This window comes from Coleofasciculus sp. (assembly GCF_046565525.1).
GTDB lineage: Bacteria > Cyanobacteriota > Cyanobacteriia > Cyanobacteriales > Coleofasciculaceae > Coleofasciculus.
This window is the reverse complement of the sequence record NZ_JBKHUP010000018.1, coordinates 18,294-35,570: the sequence shown is the minus strand read 5'-3', so window position 1 is coordinate 35,570 and position 17,277 is coordinate 18,294. Positions and strand designations below refer to the sequence as shown.

Sequence of the window (17,277 nt, the reverse complement as noted above, 5' to 3'; positions counted from 1 at the left end):
TAGGATAAATTGCCGTTATAGTCCTAAAAATAGGAGTATTCCTGAATCTATACTCTGAGTCATCATCCTAAAGGCAGACTCTTCATGAACCGCGCCTTACTACTCGCTTGGTGGTTGGTTGGATGAATGAAGAATCCCCCGTCTTTCAAGCGGGGGAGTGTCAAAAGTGCCTAATACTTTCGTTCTTGGGGTTCAAAGCGGCTAATCGCCACTGACTTGTACTGCAAATCAATTCCGGCTGAGGAATAGTACGCCAGGGTATGCTTCAAAAAGTTGGTATCATCCCGTTGGGGATAATCCTCGCGAGAATGGGCACCCCGACTTTCTTGGCGATTTAGGGCACAAGTGAGAATGATTTCCCCAACTACCATGAGATTCCGCAGTTCCAAAGCTTCGATTAATTCCGTATTCCAGCAGCTTCCTTTGTCATCTAAATAGATATTTTGGTACTGCTGTTTCAACTGTTGCAGTTGATTCAATCCTTCCTGCATTAATGCCTCAGTGCGGAAGACGCCGCAGTATTGAGTCATGCAGTCTTGGAAGTTTTGACGTAGTTTATCGATGCGTAGGCTTCCGGATTGACCTAGCAATGCATTAATCTTATTCTGGGCAGCATTGAGATAGATTTGTTCATCAATGTCCGGTAATTTGCGGTTTTGAATATATTGCGCGATCGCAGCCCCAGTCCGTTTGCCGTAAACCACGCATTCTAGCAGGGAATTACTCCCTAGGCGATTAGCACCATGCACCGAGACACAAGCCGATTCCCCGGCGGCAAACAATCCTTCAATCAATCCATCGGGTCCACTTCGCACTTGTCCATCGGTATTGACGGGAATGCCACCCATGGAATAATGGGCTGTAGGACGCACGGGCATCGGTTCGTATACCGCGTCAACCCCGACGAGTCGGTGGGCTTCTTCCCAACAGAAGGGAATGCGACTCATTATTTTTTCCTTACCTAGATGTCGCAAGTCCAGATAGACACAAGGACCTCCAGGATTCCCATCCGGATAAACCCCTCGACCGGCACGAATTTCTAATGCGATCGCGCGTGAGGTAATATCCCGTGGGGCGAGTTCCATTTTACTCGCGGCATAATTTGCCATGAAGCGATCGCCTTCACTATTAATCAGATACGCCCCTTCACCCCGTACCGCTTCGGAAATTAACACACCCACAGGATATAACCCCGTCGGATGAAACTGGACAAACTCCATATCCTCCAACGGTACCCCCGCCAAAGCTGACATGGCTAAGCCATCCCCCGTCGAGGCAAAATCATTGGAGGTGGTATTAAACACCCGTCCATAGCCCCCTGTGGCAAACATCACCGCTTTTGCCCGTACCACTTGCAGGTGAGTTTTCATGATGTTGAACATCACCACCCCTTTTGCCTGCCCGTCTTCCAAAATCAGCCGCATGACGTACCATTCTTCGTACACCGTCACGTCGTTCTTGCGGAGATTACTCACCAGTTCATGAAGAATGGCATGACCCGTTTTATCGGCAGCATAGCAGGTACGGCGATGGGAATGACCCCCAAAGGCACGTTGGGCAATGCGACCATCGGGTAAGCGGGAAAAGAGTACCCCCAGATGTTCTAAATAAATCACCACATCCGGTGCTTCGCGGGTGAGAATTTCTACCGCATCTTGGTCAGCCAGATAATCTGACCCCTTAACTGTATCAAAGGCGTGGGCTTCCCAGGTATCCTCAGCATCCACATTTTTCAGCGTCGCCGCCATCCCCCCTTGGGCAGCAACGGAGTGGGAACGAATGGGATGGGTTTTGGCAACCAGTGCCACATTCAGCTTCGGATCAGTGCGTTTAATTTCCAACGCCGCCCGACACCCGGCTAAACCACCGCCGACAATAATCACATCGTGTTCTCGCATCTCAACTCGATTGAATTTCTGCTGTTATCCATCTTGACCGATTACTAAAATTCCCCACCAAAAGGCAGGGAACTTTTTAGATTTCCGCGCCTGCCGTACTTGTGCGGCAGGCGCGGAAATAACTGATCTGTAAATCTCCTCCGCCCCTCTGCTCCCCCAGCTCCCCCAGCTCCTCCTCAGACTAGCTAGTTGCCTGAGCCGGTTGGGATGCACCGCGACTGCTCCGATTGGCAGCCGTTGTTTCCTGCTCCTCCATCGCTAATATTTCAATATGATTGAGCAATGTGGTCACAAAGGCAAAGAGTAAAAAGGGCAAAGACAAGACCAAGACTAATCCCACCGTTGCCAACGCATAAATTTGGCGCTCGGCACTCCACAACGCCAGTGCAGAGGCAAGACTTATGAAAATGACGATTAACCACACAATGATTTGTCCATAGATATCGCCAAAACTCAGGGTGCAGATCAAGCGATATTTGTTAAATTGTTCCATTATCAACCTCGACACATTTCTTTAAGTTCCCAGGATAAGACCGTATTTGAGGTTTGGCGCATTTCTCAACATATTTTTAAATTGGTCGCAACATCTGTTTACAATTGGGGATTGGGAATTGGGCGAAGCATTCGCGTTGGGACGTTGATAGAAAACCGAGACATCTGGACGCGAATGCTTCTCCCCTACGAATGCATGACCCTTGGTTGCACTCAAGGAACAAGTCAGACTTATGACTTATACTGAATTCAGGGTAACGCGATCGCGTCCTTGCTGTTTCGATAGATACAGGGCTTGATTTGCCGCCATAATCAAGGCATCGATGTCAGTATGGGGGTCAACCAGACTTGCCACACCTAAACTAACCGTTACCACAGAAGCAGGCAACTTTAACGTCTCAGGCGGTTTAAATTCAATCGCCAGAGATTTAACCTTGTCTCGCATCCTTTCTGCTACTTGAAACGCTCCCGTGGCATTCGTATGAGGTAAAAGGATAGCAAATTCTTCTCCCCCATAACGCGCCACGACATCCGTTGTCCGCTTGACACAGCTACGCAGGCAATAAGCAATGCGTCGCAAACATTCATCTCCTGCTGCTATGCCATAGACTTTGTTGTAGAGTTTGAAACAATCAATATCGCACAAGATTAAGGATAGAGGAGACTGTTCTACATTTAAATGATGCCACTCTTGTTCGAGTTTTTGGTCAAAATAACGGCGAGTAGCAAGTTGAGTCAGAGTATCCATACTATCAAAGGAATAGAATTATAGGTTTGCTGTTCTTTCTGATCACACGGTATTCTTAAAAATATAGATAGCTAGTCTATATAAAAACATAACAAATAATCATTAAACTACAACATTAATTTATTAAAAATAAGGTAACATACATTAACAAACTTTATCGTTTATGACTTATAATTTTGTACAGACATTGCACCGAAATCCAGGCGTTCCACCGGAACATCTCTACTCAGTACTCAAGAATTAAAACACCTGCTAGGTTAAGGCTTACCTCTATTATCACAAATTTTTGCAGACTGTTCCTTCACTTGGGAATTTGTCCGCAGATAGTCCTGCACCCAATGGCAACCAAAGGTCCAGACCTGATCGAGATCAATGATTTGGTCTAAATCCCACAGAATTACAGTTTTGTCTACACTAGCAGAGGCAAGGGTGCGACCATCGGGACTAAAGGTAATATCATAGACGCGATCGCTATGGGCTTCTAAGGTGACGAGAAGTGTACCGTCATTGCGCCACAGCTTCACCGTCTTATCCAAACTCGCAGACGCCAGCATTTGCCCATCGGGACTAAATGCAATATCGTTGACGCGATCGCGATGCCCGTTTAGAGTGGCTAGTAATGTGCCATCCCTTGTCCAGAGTTTAATCGTATTGTCCCAACTCGCAGACGCAAGGCGTTGACTATCGGGACTAAAGGCTAAAGCACGAATACTATCACCATGTCCGGTTAAGGTGTTCAGTAAACTGCCATCCTGTTTCCAAATTTTAATCGTTTTATCTTCACTTCCAGAAGCAATTAACTCACCATCTGGGCTAAATACCACGTCATAAACTGCATCGTTATGTCCGGTTAAGGTTTTAAGGAATTTACCATCCCGCGTCCAGAGTTTGACGGTTTGATCGCTACTCGCAGAGGCAAGCAACTGACCATCTGGGCTAAATGCTACACCGTAAACGGTGCTACTATGTCCCCGTAACGTTTTCAATAAAGTCCCATCACCCTGCCAAATTTTAATAGTTTTATCTACACTCGCTGAGGCAATTATTAGCTCATTGGTTGGCAGTGATTCAATAATTTCGCTATTGCCTTGATTAGTTTCTTTCTTCGTCACAATACCATTTTCAGAGGAACTATTAGCATTCACTGTGGGAGCAACAGCAACATCGAACACGGCTTCATCATGCCCCTCAAAAGACGCCAACAACTGACCATCACGTCGCCAGAGTTTTATTTCACCATCCCAACTCCCAGAAACCAGAGTTTGACTATTCGGACTAAAATCAACACCCCAAACAGTATCCTGATGTCCTTGGAGAAACGTTAACAAAGTTTTTTCCAGCGTCCAAAGTTTAATTGTGCCATCCAAACTCGCAGAAGCCAACATTTGACCATCGGGGCTAAACGCTACCGCCCAGAGTCCATTTTGATGCCCGTTCAAAACAGTGAGTTCGGTTCCATTGGTTTGCCAAAGTCTAACGGTTTGATCCCAACTCGCAGAAGCAAGGGTTTGACCATCCGGGCTAAACGCCAAACCAAAAACTCCATCAGTATGTCCTTCTAAGGTTCTCAATAACATCCCATCAGGCTGCCAGAGTTTGACTGTTCCATCTATATAACTTGAAGCCACAAGTTGACCATTGGGACTAAATTTTACATAATTTACCAAACTATCATGACCTTTGATGGTTTTTAGCAACATACCATTATCTGTCCAAATTTTAACGGTTTTATCCCAACTGGCAGAGGCAAAGTATTGACCATCTGGACTAAAGGCTACACGACGAACTTCTGCGCTATGTTCTTTGATAATCTTAGGAATAAAGCATTCTTGGGAATTGTTGATTGTTGATTGAGAACTAATGCAAGTCCGATCAATTCTCCAAAGTCTTATCGTTTGATCATCACTACCAGAGACTAACATCTGACCATTAGGACTAAAATTGACACTATTCACCTGATTTTTATGCCCATTCAATGTGGCAACTAACGTACCATTGCGCCGCCACAGTTTCACAGTTTTATCCTTACTTGCCGAAGCAATGAGTTGACTGTCTGGGCTAAATGTTACACTTTTTACTGTATCGCTGTGTGCTTGAATTGTGGTTAATAACGTTCCATCAGGTTGCCAAAGTTTAATCGTTTTGTCTTCACCCGCTGAGGCAATCATTGAACCATCTGGACTAAATTCTACGTCATGTACTTGCTGGCGATGACCAGAGAGGCGGTTATATTCTTTGACGCCATACACTGCCTTTCGTAGCACTTTTTCAACCGTTTTTTTTGTCTGAGTGTCCACTCGACCTAAGGCTTGTAATTTTTGCTTGGCTCTCAGGGCAGCAATTAAAGCATCTAATCGTTGATCGAGGGCAAATAGTGCTTCTGAAGATGTGGTAATTGCCTCAATTTCACTAATCGCTAACCTGCGATTTTGCACCAGAATTGCCCCGGCTAATCCACTGACGAGAACCAACATTGTCCCAAAGGTTACCAACAGTAATCGCTGCTTTTTGCCAATCTCACGTTCAGCGGCGAGTCGGGCTTCCACTTCCTTGATGCGTTCGGCTTCTATCTGTTGTTGAACCTCATTGCGATCGCAGGTTTCGCTGGCGGCTAAGAATTGATAATCTAAGTCACTCAAACTTTTGCCCTGAGACCAAGTTTGGGCATCTTTTAAAGCCTGTCCGCGCAAGAGTCGTGATGAATCCTGAAATTGTGATCCTACCCAAGCTGCTAAGGTTTGAGAGTAAGGGCGCAGATTGGTTAATTGTTTCTCAACCCAGTCGGGGTTAAAAACGGCTCTATAGACGCGATTTTTTACTTTTAAAATACCCTTTTCTTTGACAACCAAACCGGATAGTAATAATTCGGTTTGCTCGCGACTATCATCTGTTTCGATATCAATACCCTGTAAAACTTGTTGATAAATTCCCAGTAATCTGCCCGCTCGTGCTTCGTTTCTCAAGAGGCGATCGCGGACGGTACGTAGGTGTTCTGGCTCATCCTGGGATTCCCAATGGTGAATGATGCGATCGCGCACCATGGATTCTACCCAAAAGGCTTCGGTTCCTGGTGGAATTTTGAGCGGCTCACTGACTGTCTGTTGCGCTACTTCCAGCACCAGTTGACACAGTTTTTGGCTCAAAAAAGGTTGCCCTCCTGTCCAAGCTAATATTTCTTTGAGGATGGCTTGAGGGTTAGCAAATTTTTGGCTGAATCCTTGGGCTAAGGGTTGAGATTCTTCCAGTTTAAAGCCTTGCAGTTCGATGGCTTTGCCAATATTAAATGGAGTGCGTTTTTTGTCAGCAATTAAATCGCTGGGTGTTGCCACACCGAATAGGGCAAAAGTGAGGCGATTGTAGTCGGGTTCTAAAGTGCGTTGGTTATAGCAATATCGAATTAAGGCAAAAAAGTCATCAATGGGGAAATCTAAACTTAAAATGCTATCGATTTCATCGATAAAAATAATCAGGTTTTGGTTAGGAAAATGACTTAAAACTATTTCACAGATAAACTTATTGAATCGCTGGGGTAAAGAAATATCCTCTTGCTGTTGCCACCAAGTTTTTATATTAACCGTTTTAAATAGTTTTAATTTTCGACTTAAATCCAGAATCAGTCCCTTATACCACTGAGTCGGTGTAATCGTTTCCGAGCCAATCATGGTCATATCAATAGTGGCACAAATAAACCCCTCTTGTTGCAGGCGATGGCAGGTTCTTACCAATAGGGAAGATTTGCCCATTTGCCGACAGTTGAGAACATAGCAAAACTCACCCTGTTTAAGTAATTGATACAGTTGCTGATCGGCTTTTCGTTGAACATAGATGGGAGCATCTTTGTGCAGACTCCCACCCACTTGATAAGGATTCATCGTTGTTGAAGATATCTGGAAAGATGAGACAAGAGATAGGGTGGGTGAGTTTTGAGTATAGGGACGGGTAATGGGACTTTAGGCTTGGCTATTGATGATAGCGTTTGTGCAAATCCCGCCCTGATTGCCCTAATGTTACTTGCACTCAGGGTAACGCGCATCTTTCCTGTCTGCATGGATAAAGCCCCTGGTTTCCCTAGCTACGGACTACGTGATCACTAAAATTTAAACCCGACAAAAAAAGTCGGGTATGTTTGACGGTAGTTTTGAGCTGTGATACTATCAGCGAAACGTTGACGAATAGAGAGAGACCACCCATGACCCAGGCAACCATCCCCCATACATCCAGCACCGCTGCCACATTCAAAAACCTCACCTGTAAAGAGTGTGGCGCCGAATACGAACCTCAAGCCATCCACGTTTGCGAGTTCTGCTTCGGTCCGTTGGAAGTCACGTATGACTACGACGCCCTGCGCCGCCACGTTAGCCGTGAGACAATTCAGTCAGGACCGAATTCAATTTGGCGCTATCGTTCCTTCTTACCCGTAGCTACGGACAATCCCATTGATGTAGGCACAGGGATGACACCTTTGGTCAAATCCCATCGCTTAGCACGACGCCTGGGTCTAAAAAATCTTTATATTAAAAATGATGCGGTAAACATGCCCACCCTGAGTTTCAAGGATAGGGTCGTTTCCGTCGCACTGACTAGAGCTAGAGAATTAGGATTTTCTACAGTATCTTGTGCGAGTACTGGCAACTTAGCCAATTCTACTGCTGCGATCGCGGCACACGCAGGACTCGATTGTTGTGTATTTATTCCGGCTGACTTAGAAGCGGGGAAAGTCTTAGGCACATTAATCTACAACCCCACAGTAATGGCAGTTCAAGGCAACTATGATCAGGTCAACCGCCTCTGTTGTGAGGTTGCCAATACCCAGGGTTGGGGATTTGTCAATATTAATTTGCGTCCTTACTATTCTGAAGGCTCAAAAACCCTGGGCTTTGAAGTCGCCGAACAACTGGGTTGGCAGCTACCAGATCATATTGTGGCGCCTTTAGCTTCCGGCTCTCTGTTCACGAAAATTCATAAAGGCTTCCAAGAATTCATTAAAACGGGTTTAGTCGCCGATAAAGCCGTTCGCTTCAGTGGCGCACAAGCCGAAGGCTGTTCTCCCATTGCCCAAGCCTTCCGGGAAGGACGGGATTTCGTGACTCCGGTAAAACCCAGTACAATAGCTAAATCGATCGCGATTGGAAATCCAGCGGATGGAATCTATGCCCTAGAGCTCGCCCAGAAAACCAACGGCACCATTGAATCCGTCACCGACGCCGAAATTGTTGAAGGAATGAAACTGCTAGCTGAAACCGAAGGGATCTTTACCGAAACCGCTGGTGGTACAACAATAGCCGTTCTCAAGAAATTGGTGGAAGCTGGAAAAATTGACCCCGATGAAACCACCGTTGCCTATATCACCGGGAATGGACTAAAAACCCAAGAAGCGGTACAAGGATATATTGGTGAACCCCTCACCATTGAACCGAAATTAGATAGTTTTGAGCGAGCCTTAGAACGGGCGCGTACCCTTGACCGTTTGGAATGGCAACAAGTCCTGGTTTAATCATGTTCCAGACGTAGCATACTACGTCTGGAACATACCATGGCGTTTCTGTAGGGGCGGGTTTCACTATTATCGTTTCTGTTGCATTTAGATGTGACTAAACCCGCCCCGACAACCCTAGGCTCAAAGAAACCTGGTTTTGAGAGATATCATGCTACGTCTGTGCTGGGAAACATTTCCAACATCTACCCATTAACTACTGATTCCTAATCTATGGCTGTAAAAGTTCTAATTCCTACCACTCTCCAGAAATTCACCAACGATAAAGCAATGATTGAATGCAGCGCTGGCAATGTTGCTGAACTTTTGGACTCTCTCGAAATTAGTTGTCCTGGAATTAAAGGACGTTTGTGTGATGATCAAGGAAAGCCTCGTCGCTTTTTAAACTTCTACGTCAATAGCGAAGATATTCGCTTTCTCGATGGCACAAATACCCAACTCAGCGATGGCGATGAAGTCAGCATTGTACCTGCTGTGGCTGGCGGTTAATCTGAACTAGAAAAAACGCTACGAATTTGGTGTAGAGACGTAGCATTCTACGTCTCTACATGGGTAAGGAACTGTGCCAATGCTTCGCGATTCGGCAGCGAAGGCTGCGCCCCGGCTTTGGTAACTGAAATTGCCCCCGCTGCTGCGCCCCAGATAACTGCCTGTTGTATCGATAATCCCTCTGCCAACGCAACCGCTAATGCGCCATTAAACGCATCACCCGCCGCCGTGGTATCCACAACCTGAACCGGAAATGCTGGCACAAAAAAGCTTTCTGATGAGGTGCTACAGTAAACGCCTTGGTTCCCCAGTTTGACGCTCCTCGCACTTTTAGGGCGAGGATTCTTGGTTCATAGACACACCTTACAACCACCTATCCTTGCGGCAATCCTTAAACCAAAAGCCCGTAGAAAACTACCAAGCGTCGAGCCTAAGTTAGATGATCCCAGAGGGCTTGTCTCCCCAAGCGTAATGGTACTTTATGAGAGTGTCTGACTCATCCGTTTGCTCTCTTTCCCTGCGTTCCTGTCCGCCCGACAGTACGCTTGTTCTTAGTCCATTGATTGACTAATGTTTTTACTTTTCTGGTATCGGCACTCGTTTAAGCCCATGGGTTTTTTAAGAGGTTTCTCGCGCCTCACGTACTAGCGTCTACTTTACGTGATAAGTATCGATTTCTCGATTGGTGGTACTCACGAATCCCACTTTGCGCTAGGCTACTTTTTTAGTATACACTTACGAAAGAGAATATCCGGAAAATTCAAAAGTCCCGATGGCAGGGGGAGGCTTGAAACCCATTATTTCGGTCAGAATCGCAGTCTTAACGCCCCGTTGTTGTAGGATAGGGGCGGCTTGATTTGCCCCTTTCCCCCCAGGGGCGGTAAAAAATTCAGATCCTTGTAGTGTTTCACCGGCGACAGGTAAGCGGGGAGTTTTGGTAACTAAATCAATATTGATGCTACCGAAAACTAGGATAGATTTCATCGGACAAATAGTTTTAGTGACGTACTCCTAAACTTCCCTAGTTCAATGCTGTATATTGTTTCGATGTACGCTTACTATCCTAAACATTATAAACCGAGCAACACTCAGAAGTTGTTGAAAAACCTGGAAGCGATTACACCAATCAGCACGAGTAAACCTAACCCCCGACGAAAGTAGTTCACCCCCTCGAATAACTCCTGCCACGCCCAAGTAAACAAACAGCCAAAAGCTATTGCGTCTACACCTATATGGATATTGCCGCTTTTCACCATTAAGCTGAGTACAGCCGCTGTAATGCCAACTAAAAGCGGCAGATTTGGCGGTTGAGCAATGACAATATTGCCCTGGCTGTCTCGGAATGTTTTATCGAATAAGCTATTTTCCATAATTTTCAGTGTACTTACTTCTGGGATGCTCACGTCTCATTCATTAGTGGTAAATTCAGGAAGCCTTGAGCATAAAATCATGAAATGATTAATAAAACAATAAATGCCGCAGGGTATACGCCACAACTGTAACCGCGCAAACAATCACTAAATGTCCTGGTAAAGGGTAAAGCGAGTATTTCAACATCGCATCCATAAGCGACAAACCATCCATACTTGTCATATTAAAAATAAGATGGAAAATGGTTAAATAGCCTAGACCATAAATATGAATCGTAAATAAGCCGCCAAGGCAGCTAAACCCTAGCGATTCTAATCGCAAAGGCAGACGAAATGCCAAAAAACCACAAACCCAAGCCCCGGCAATAAATCCTAATAAATACCCAAAACTGGGTTCTCTTAAATAGCCTATACCCCCACCTTGGTCAAAGACGGGTAAAATTAAGCCTAAGACCAGATAAGCAATTTGAGACAGGACACCTGCATTTTTTCCGCCTAAACAACCAACCAGTAGAACTGCCCCAATCTGACAGGTAACGCCTAAGGAAACAGGCTGAATTCCTTGGTTTGACCAATCCCAGGGCGGATTTGTCACGAAGGCTTCTAAAAATGTGCCGCCGATAGTCAGTAATAAGCCAATGAAAGCCCAAACGAGTTCATGGGGAGCAGACACTTTTACGCGAATCGTTTTAAACTCCCCCTCTATACTGTCTGGGATTGATGCTCTCCGGGAATCGGTGCTTCGCCTCCCGTTAATCCTAATGACTCTAACATGGCATGATCCTGTTCTGGCGGCTGTCCTAGAGTAGTTAGATAATGACCAATTAACATAGCATTAATCCCAGCTTTTAATCCAAGGGCTTGGAGTTCGCCCATCACCGCTTCTCGTCCGCCAGCATAGCGAATGATTTGTTCGGGTAAAATCAGCCGGAAAATCGCGATCGCTTTTAGGGCTTCGTATGGATCAAGTTTATTCTGTTCTGCCAAAGGAGTTCCTTGACGCGGATTCAGCAAGTTCAAGGGTACAGATTCCACCTCTAATTCCCGCAAGGCTAGGGCTAAATCCACCCGATCCGCCCAGGTTTCCCCCATCCCCAAAATGCCACCCGTACAAGCTTGAATTCCTGCTGCTTTTAGGTGTTTAATCGTCTCGACGCGATCGCGCCAACGATGAGTTGTGACAATTTCTGGGAAAAAGTTCTCCGATGCCTCTAAGTTATGGTTATATCGGGTGACTCCTGCCTCTTTTAATGCCTGTGCCTGTTCTGGTGTCACTTCGCCTAAAGCACAACAGGGTTTAATACTGGTTTCGCTAATAATACGCTGGACGGTTTGGAGAATTTGCTCAAATTCTGTAGATTTGGGGGATTGATATTTGGGTCCACGCCCTTGACTCACTAGGCAAAAACGTTTTGCCCCTGCTGCATCTGCTGCTTTCGCTTGTGCCAGTATTTCCTCTGGGGATTTGAGTCCGTAAATGGGAGAATCCTTTCCGGGATGATGGGCAGACTGGGCGCAAAAACCGCAGTTTTCTGAGCAGCTACCGGATTTAATGTTAACGATACTGCATAAATCCACAGTGTTGCCACAGCAAGCTTGGCGCACTTGATCAGCCGCTTCACATAGGAGCAGAATATTGTCTTGTCCCTCTATCTGCGTCAGTTTCAACGCTTCCTCTCGATTGATGCGATCGCCTGCTATGATCCGTTGGGCGACAGAGGCGAGCCAATCTCGCACTGAGCTTGGCGCTGAGGCTGGGGAATTTGCCCCATCCGGATGGAGTGAATTGTCAGACTGTCGTAATGGCGTTTGAACCACACTTAAACCCTCGCTTTGCACTTCGACGGCTTGGTCGTGATGTCACAACCGATAGAACCGCAACTTCACACTATACCGTATATCCGACATGCTGCACCAATTCTGTCTTACCGGAAATAAAGGGTCTGAAGCCCCGTCCTTCTAGGACGGCTTTTATCCGGATAAACACCCCAGGATAGTATGATACAATGCAGTTGGCTTGCGGCTGCAAAGTCGAAGTCAACTTATCAGGTACGCCGGGACTCGGCGGAACCCAAACCGCAAAGGTTTGAAACGCCCAGCCCTGAATCGACAGGGTGTTAGGAGATAACACGATGCCCTAGATGGCGAATATCGTGTGCCTGGGAACCCGTTTACCGGGATATATGGAACGAAATTTCCATAGAATCTCCCTTCTTCTAGGAGGGAGAGCGTCAACGGATAATTAATACTAGGGGTTTTGGCACCAAACCCCTACAGAAATTCAATTGAAACCCGTTAACCTTCTCTTTACGAATGAGGGGTATCCTACAAGAGACTTACCGTAGTGTAATTGTCTTTGAGGCTTAGTTAAATGGTGTTCCGTCTCGCTTTCATTAATCCAGCTCGTTTAGTCCGCTCCGTTTCTGTACTCGCTCTAGCCGTCAGCCTAGCGGCGTGCGGAAATCAAAGCACTGACACGGGAGAGACCGATCAAACAGGTGTCGCAGGTGAGGGAAGCGACAAACTCGCCCTGGCTGAACCTGTAGCGCTCACTGGTGCTGGTGCATCGTTTCCCGCCCCGATATACCAGCGCTGGTTTCAAGAACTCAGCACTCAATATCCCAAACTCCGGGTCAACTATCAATCCGTCGGTAGTGGCGCTGGTGTGGAACAGTTTCTCCAAGGTACGGTAGACTTCGGCGCCAGTGATGTTGCCATGAAGGACGAAGAAATAGAGCAAGTTGATAGAGGCGTTCTCATGCTGCCGATGACGGCTGGTAGTATCGTACTGGCATACAACCTGAATGGGATAGAAAACCTGCAACTGCCACGGGATGTCTATGTGGATATTCTCCTCGGTAACATTACCAACTGGAATGATCCAGCAATTGCGGCGGCAAACGAGGGTGTAGAGTTGCCCGATGAAAAGATTAACGTGATTCACCGTTCCGACGGCAGTGGAACCACAGGCGTCTTTACCAAACACCTGAGTGCGATTAGTCCAGAGTGGCAAGAGCAAGTTGGGGAAGGCAAAACCGTCGAGTGGCCCACCGGGATTGGGGCAAAGGGAAATGAAGGGGTTACGGCTCAGATTCAACAAACAGACGGTGCAATTGGCTATGTCGAATACGGCTACGCCAAGCAGAATAACCTCAACTATGCTGCCTTGGAAAACCAATCGGGGAATTTTGTCAAGCCTACTGATGAATCGGCGTCAAAAACGTTAGAAGCTGTGACTTTGCCAGAAAACCTGCGGGCATTTATTTCCGATCCCGAAGGCGAGGAATCCTACCCCATTGTCACCTATACTTGGCTTTTGGCTTACCAGGACTATCCTGAGCCGGAGACGGCGAAATCTTTAGAAGCAACAATTGAGTATATGTTGACTGAAGGTCAAGAAATTGCCCCAGAGTTAGGGTATGTGAAGCTACCGCAAAATGTGAGGGAAAAAGTGGCAGAAGCGGCTGATGTGATTAGCCCAGATTATGACATTGACGTTAGGCAATAGGATTACGCGACCTGAGGGAGATGAGGCAGTTGTGAGTTTATTCACAATTATTCCACTCGTTGGGGCGGGTTTAGTGCCATCAGGGTAAACAAGAAAAGATAACAGTTAAACCCGCCCCTACATAAAACTCTACCTTCCTCAGATGCTACGTTTGAACTGTTCGCTGGTATTGTGGAAATTCTGATAACTTGGTTCACTTTGATCAATTATGACCACACAAGCTGAATCCCATTCAGCAGTACTCCCCGAACGGTCGAGGGTTGAAAAGACTCTGGACCGGGGGTTTGTCTGGCTGGCTCGCATCTTGGCGCTGTCAGTTGCGGGAATTTTAATCTTCATCGCGATCACAGTGGGCATAGAAGCCTTGCCCGCGATCCGGGAATTTGGTCTGAATTTTCTGGTCAACAGCGCCTGGAACCCCGTAGAAGACAATTATGGGGCGTTACCCATGATCTACGGGACGCTGATGAGTGCCGCGATCGCACTGCTGTTTGCTGTACCTCTGGGAATTGGTACCGCTGTGTTTTTGAGCGAAAACTTTCTGCCCAAATCAGCGCGGATGACTCTGGTGTTTATGGTGGAACTGTTAGCGGCGATTCCCAGTGTGGTTTACGGGCTATGGGGCATTTATGTTTTGATTCCTGTCCTGATTCCTCTTGAGGAGTGGCTGCATAACAACTTCGGCTGGATTCCTCTGTTTAGTACAGAGCCTACACGGGTGGGTATGTTTCCGGCGGGTATTATTTTAACGATTATGATTTTGCCAATTATCACGGCAATTTCTCGCGATTCCCTGGCGTCTCTACCTCCAGATCTGCGACAAGCATCTCTGGGCTTGGGAGCCACCCGCTGGCAAACTATCTTTCGGGTTCTGATTCCGGCTGCATTTTCGGGCATTGTCGGTGGCATAATGTTAGGGCTAGGTCGAGCGATGGGAGAAACCATGGCAGTGACCTTGCTGATTGGTAATGCCAATCAACTTAATTTTTCTATACTTGCTCCAGCCAACACCATCGCCTCCCTTTTAGCGAATCAATTTGCTGAAGCTTCAGGTTTACAGGTTGCGGCTTTAATGTATGCCGGGTTCGTGCTATTTGTCTTAACACTAATCGTTAATATTCTGGCGGAGTTGATTGTGCGCCAAGTTAAGAAGTTTTAAGGTGAGATAGTGGGAGCAGGAAAGTAGAGACGTAAGGCGTGGAACGTCTTCACAAAGGGAATTTTAAGTTCATTCAAAACCAGGTTCCCTCTCTCGAAGGGTCAAAACGTCAAAACTTGAAAACTTTATGTCAGAAAATATCCAAGATCAACAACCTGAAGACTTTCCCACTCACAGTTTTACTCGTTCATACACGAGTGGGCGATCGCTGTTTGGCATCGTGATGACTATCCTAGCCGGAGCTTGCCTAGTTATTGCCCTGATTCCGTTGTTTGCCGTTATTATCTATGTGATCATCAAAGGATTTAACCGCCTGAACTTAGACTTATTTACGGAATTGCCCCCGGCGGCGGGTTTATCCGGTGGTGGTGTGGGCAATGCGATTGTCGGTACGTTGATTGTGATTGCGATTGGGGCGCTGATTAGTTTTCCCATTGGGGTTTTAGCCGCCGTTTATCTGTCAGAATTTAGTTCGGGTTCAATTGCTCGCTGGATTCGCTTTGCCACTAATGTTTTGAGTGGTGTCCCTTCAATTATTGCCGGGATATTTGCTTACGGGCTGATTGTGCTTGGACCTGGATTCATCCCCTGTTCAGGTAGCTTTTCTGCATTGGCCGGAGGCGTAGCACTGGCGGTACTAATGCTACCGATCATCATCAGAACCACAGATGAAGCCCTGCAAATTGTGCCTCAGGACGTGCGCTGGGCGTCTGTGGGTGTGGGAGCTTCGGAATATCAAACCGTATTGAGAGTGGTTCTACCCGCCGCTTTACCCGCCATCTTGACGGGAACTACCTTGGCGGTTGCTCGCGCCGCTGGCGAAACAGCCCCGCTGATTTTCACAGCTCTATTCACCTTCTTCTGGCCCTCAGGGATATGTCAACCGACTCCCTCCCTGGCTGTGTTAGTTTACAATTTTGCCACCTCGCCTTTTTCGGATCAGCAAGAATTAGCTTGGGCGGCTTCTTTAATCCTGGTGGCTTTGGTCTTATTAACCAGTGTAATTTCTCGCTGGGCAACTCGGAAAAGCATTTACTGACTTATTGATTATGAATTATCAAATTAACCGACCTATATAGAATAAAATCTGAAGTTCAATAAAGTTCTAAGTTCTAAAGAAAACCTACTTGTTGGAACAAGATGCCAACTCAAAAATCAGTGGAAATTATCATGGAATCTCATCGGAAAATGTCCGAGCCAAATCAAGCCAATGAGCAATCAACAGAAACGGTTTTACGAACGGAAAACCTAGATATTTACTATGGCAAATTTTTAGCGGTTAAGGGGGTGTCTATAGCAATTCCCAAAAACCGGATCACGGCTTTTATCGGTCCTTCGGGTTGTGGTAAAAGCACATTGATCCGCTGCTTCAACCGTCTCAACGATTTAATTGATTCATTTCACATTGAGGGTAAAGTTTACTATCGCCAGAAAAACCTTTATGACAAAAAGGTCGATCCGGTAGAGGTACGGCGACGGATTGGTATGGTGTTCCAAAAACCCAACCCGTTCCCCAAATCAATTTATGACAATATTGCCTATGGTGCCAGGGTGAATAACTATAAAGGTAATCTAGATGAATTAGTTGAAAACTCCCTACGCGCTGCAGCTTTATGGGATGAGGTCAAAGATAAGCTAAAAACCAACGGAATGTCTTTATCGGGGGGACAACAGCAACGGTTATGTATTGCCCGTGCGATCGCGATTAACCCAGATGTGGTATTAATGGACGAACCTTGTGCTTCTCTTGACCCGATTTCAACCCTTAAGGTTGAAGATTTAATGCACGAACTGAAACAAAAGTACAGTATTGTGATTGTGACCCACAATATGCAGCAAGCCACAAGGGTTGCTGATATGACCGCCTTCTTCAATGCCAAAGCCACAGAAAAGGGCGGAAAGCAAGGGTACTTAGTCGAGTATGACGAAACTGAAAATATCTTCCAAAATCCCAAGGAGGAAGCCACGAAAGACTATGTAAGCGGACGATTCGGTTAAGTTCCATCGTCCCCAACAAATCCTCGCTTCACCCTAGGGATATACTGTTCCCAAGGGGATTGAATCGACTGGACAGTTTCCGGCTAACTCAACATAATTCGCGCGAATCCCCGCCCTCAAG

The 17,277-nt window shown here is 46.4% G+C and carries 14 protein-coding genes and 2 pseudogenes; 6 read left to right on the top strand and 10 right to left on the bottom strand.

Annotation, left to right across the window (positions count from 1 at the left end):
• Positions 1–170: 170 nt before the first annotated feature.
• From ACLGGO_RS08915 to ACLGGO_RS08900, 4 genes are all read right to left on the bottom strand, one after another.
• Positions 171–1,898 carry a succinate dehydrogenase/fumarate reductase flavoprotein subunit gene (locus tag ACLGGO_RS08915; protein ID WP_446419027.1) on the bottom strand — a complete coding sequence of 576 codons (1,728 nt, stop codon included), beginning with the start codon at positions 1,896–1,898 and terminating at the stop codon, positions 171–173.
• A 181-nt stretch (positions 1,899–2,079) separates the two neighbouring features.
• Positions 2,080–2,391, bottom strand: coding sequence for a hypothetical protein (locus ACLGGO_RS08910; protein ID WP_446337851.1), 312 nt, complete (start codon positions 2,389–2,391; stop codon positions 2,080–2,082).
• Between the two features lie 237 nt (positions 2,392–2,628).
• On the bottom strand, positions 2,629–3,138 hold the full coding sequence (locus ACLGGO_RS08905; RefSeq protein ID WP_446337850.1) for a diguanylate cyclase: 510 nt from the start codon (positions 3,136–3,138) through the stop codon (positions 2,629–2,631).
• A 257-nt stretch (positions 3,139–3,395) separates the two neighbouring features.
• Entirely contained in the window at positions 3,396–7,010 is a 3,615-nt protein-coding gene (locus ACLGGO_RS08900) for a WD40 domain-containing protein (protein WP_446419026.1), read from the bottom strand.
• Positions 7,011–7,327: 317 nt separating this feature from the next.
• On the opposite strand from ACLGGO_RS08900, the gene thrC reads away from it, so the two are divergent.
• On the top strand, positions 7,328–8,632 hold the full coding sequence (gene thrC / locus ACLGGO_RS08895) for a threonine synthase (RefSeq protein WP_446337848.1): 1,305 nt from the start codon (positions 7,328–7,330) through the stop codon (positions 8,630–8,632).
• 213 nt (positions 8,633–8,845) lie between these two features.
• On the top strand, positions 8,846–9,121 hold the full coding sequence (locus ACLGGO_RS08890; protein WP_446337847.1) for a MoaD/ThiS family protein: 276 nt from the start codon (positions 8,846–8,848) through the stop codon (positions 9,119–9,121).
• A 47-nt stretch (positions 9,122–9,168) separates the two neighbouring features.
• On the opposite strand, the pseudogene ACLGGO_RS08885 reads toward ACLGGO_RS08890, so the two are convergent.
• The 6 genes and pseudogenes from ACLGGO_RS08885 to ACLGGO_RS08860 form a co-directional block, all read right to left on the bottom strand.
• A pseudogene (locus ACLGGO_RS08885) lies at positions 9,169–9,438 on the bottom strand (PfkB family carbohydrate kinase); the annotation flags it as partial.
• Positions 9,439–9,919: 481 nt separating this feature from the next.
• Positions 9,920–10,105 (bottom strand): annotated as a pseudogene (locus ACLGGO_RS08880) (PfkB family carbohydrate kinase); the annotation flags it as partial.
• A gap of 104 nt (positions 10,106–10,209) precedes the next feature.
• A complete protein-coding gene (locus tag ACLGGO_RS08875) occupies positions 10,210–10,491 on the bottom strand; it encodes a hypothetical protein (RefSeq protein ID WP_446419066.1) in 282 nt (93 codons plus the stop codon).
• 88 nt (positions 10,492–10,579) lie between these two features.
• Complete coding sequence (locus ACLGGO_RS08870; protein WP_446337846.1) at positions 10,580–11,164, bottom strand: biotin transporter BioY; 585 nt, start codon at positions 11,162–11,164, stop codon at positions 10,580–10,582.
• A gap of 29 nt (positions 11,165–11,193) precedes the next feature.
• A complete protein-coding gene (bioB, locus tag ACLGGO_RS08865) occupies positions 11,194–12,330 on the bottom strand; it encodes a biotin synthase BioB (protein WP_446419025.1) in 1,137 nt (378 codons plus the stop codon).
• Between the two features lie 49 nt (positions 12,331–12,379).
• Positions 12,380–12,622, bottom strand: a complete 243-nt coding sequence (locus ACLGGO_RS08860; RefSeq protein WP_446419024.1) for a hypothetical protein — start codon at positions 12,620–12,622, stop codon at positions 12,380–12,382.
• Between the two features lie 240 nt (positions 12,623–12,862).
• Between ACLGGO_RS08860 and pstS the strand changes: the two genes are divergently transcribed.
• The 4 genes from pstS (at position 12,863) to pstB (ending at position 17,156) form a co-directional block, all read left to right on the top strand.
• The gene (gene pstS, locus ACLGGO_RS08855; protein ID WP_446419023.1) at positions 12,863–13,999 is read left to right on the top strand and encodes a phosphate ABC transporter substrate-binding protein PstS; all 1,137 of its coding nucleotides are present in this window, start codon (positions 12,863–12,865) and stop codon (positions 13,997–13,999) included.
• Between the two features lie 208 nt (positions 14,000–14,207).
• Positions 14,208–15,158: a phosphate ABC transporter permease subunit PstC gene (gene pstC, locus ACLGGO_RS08850; RefSeq protein ID WP_446419022.1), complete on the top strand. Its 951-nt coding sequence runs from the start codon at positions 14,208–14,210 to the stop codon at positions 15,156–15,158.
• 127 nt (positions 15,159–15,285) lie between these two features.
• Entirely contained in the window at positions 15,286–16,197 is a 912-nt protein-coding gene (gene pstA / locus ACLGGO_RS08845) for a phosphate ABC transporter permease PstA (protein ID WP_446419021.1), read from the top strand.
• Positions 16,198–16,346: 149 nt separating this feature from the next.
• The gene (pstB, locus tag ACLGGO_RS08840; protein ID WP_446419065.1) at positions 16,347–17,156 is read left to right on the top strand and encodes a phosphate ABC transporter ATP-binding protein PstB; all 810 of its coding nucleotides are present in this window, start codon (positions 16,347–16,349) and stop codon (positions 17,154–17,156) included.
• Positions 17,157–17,277 lie beyond the last annotated feature (121 nt).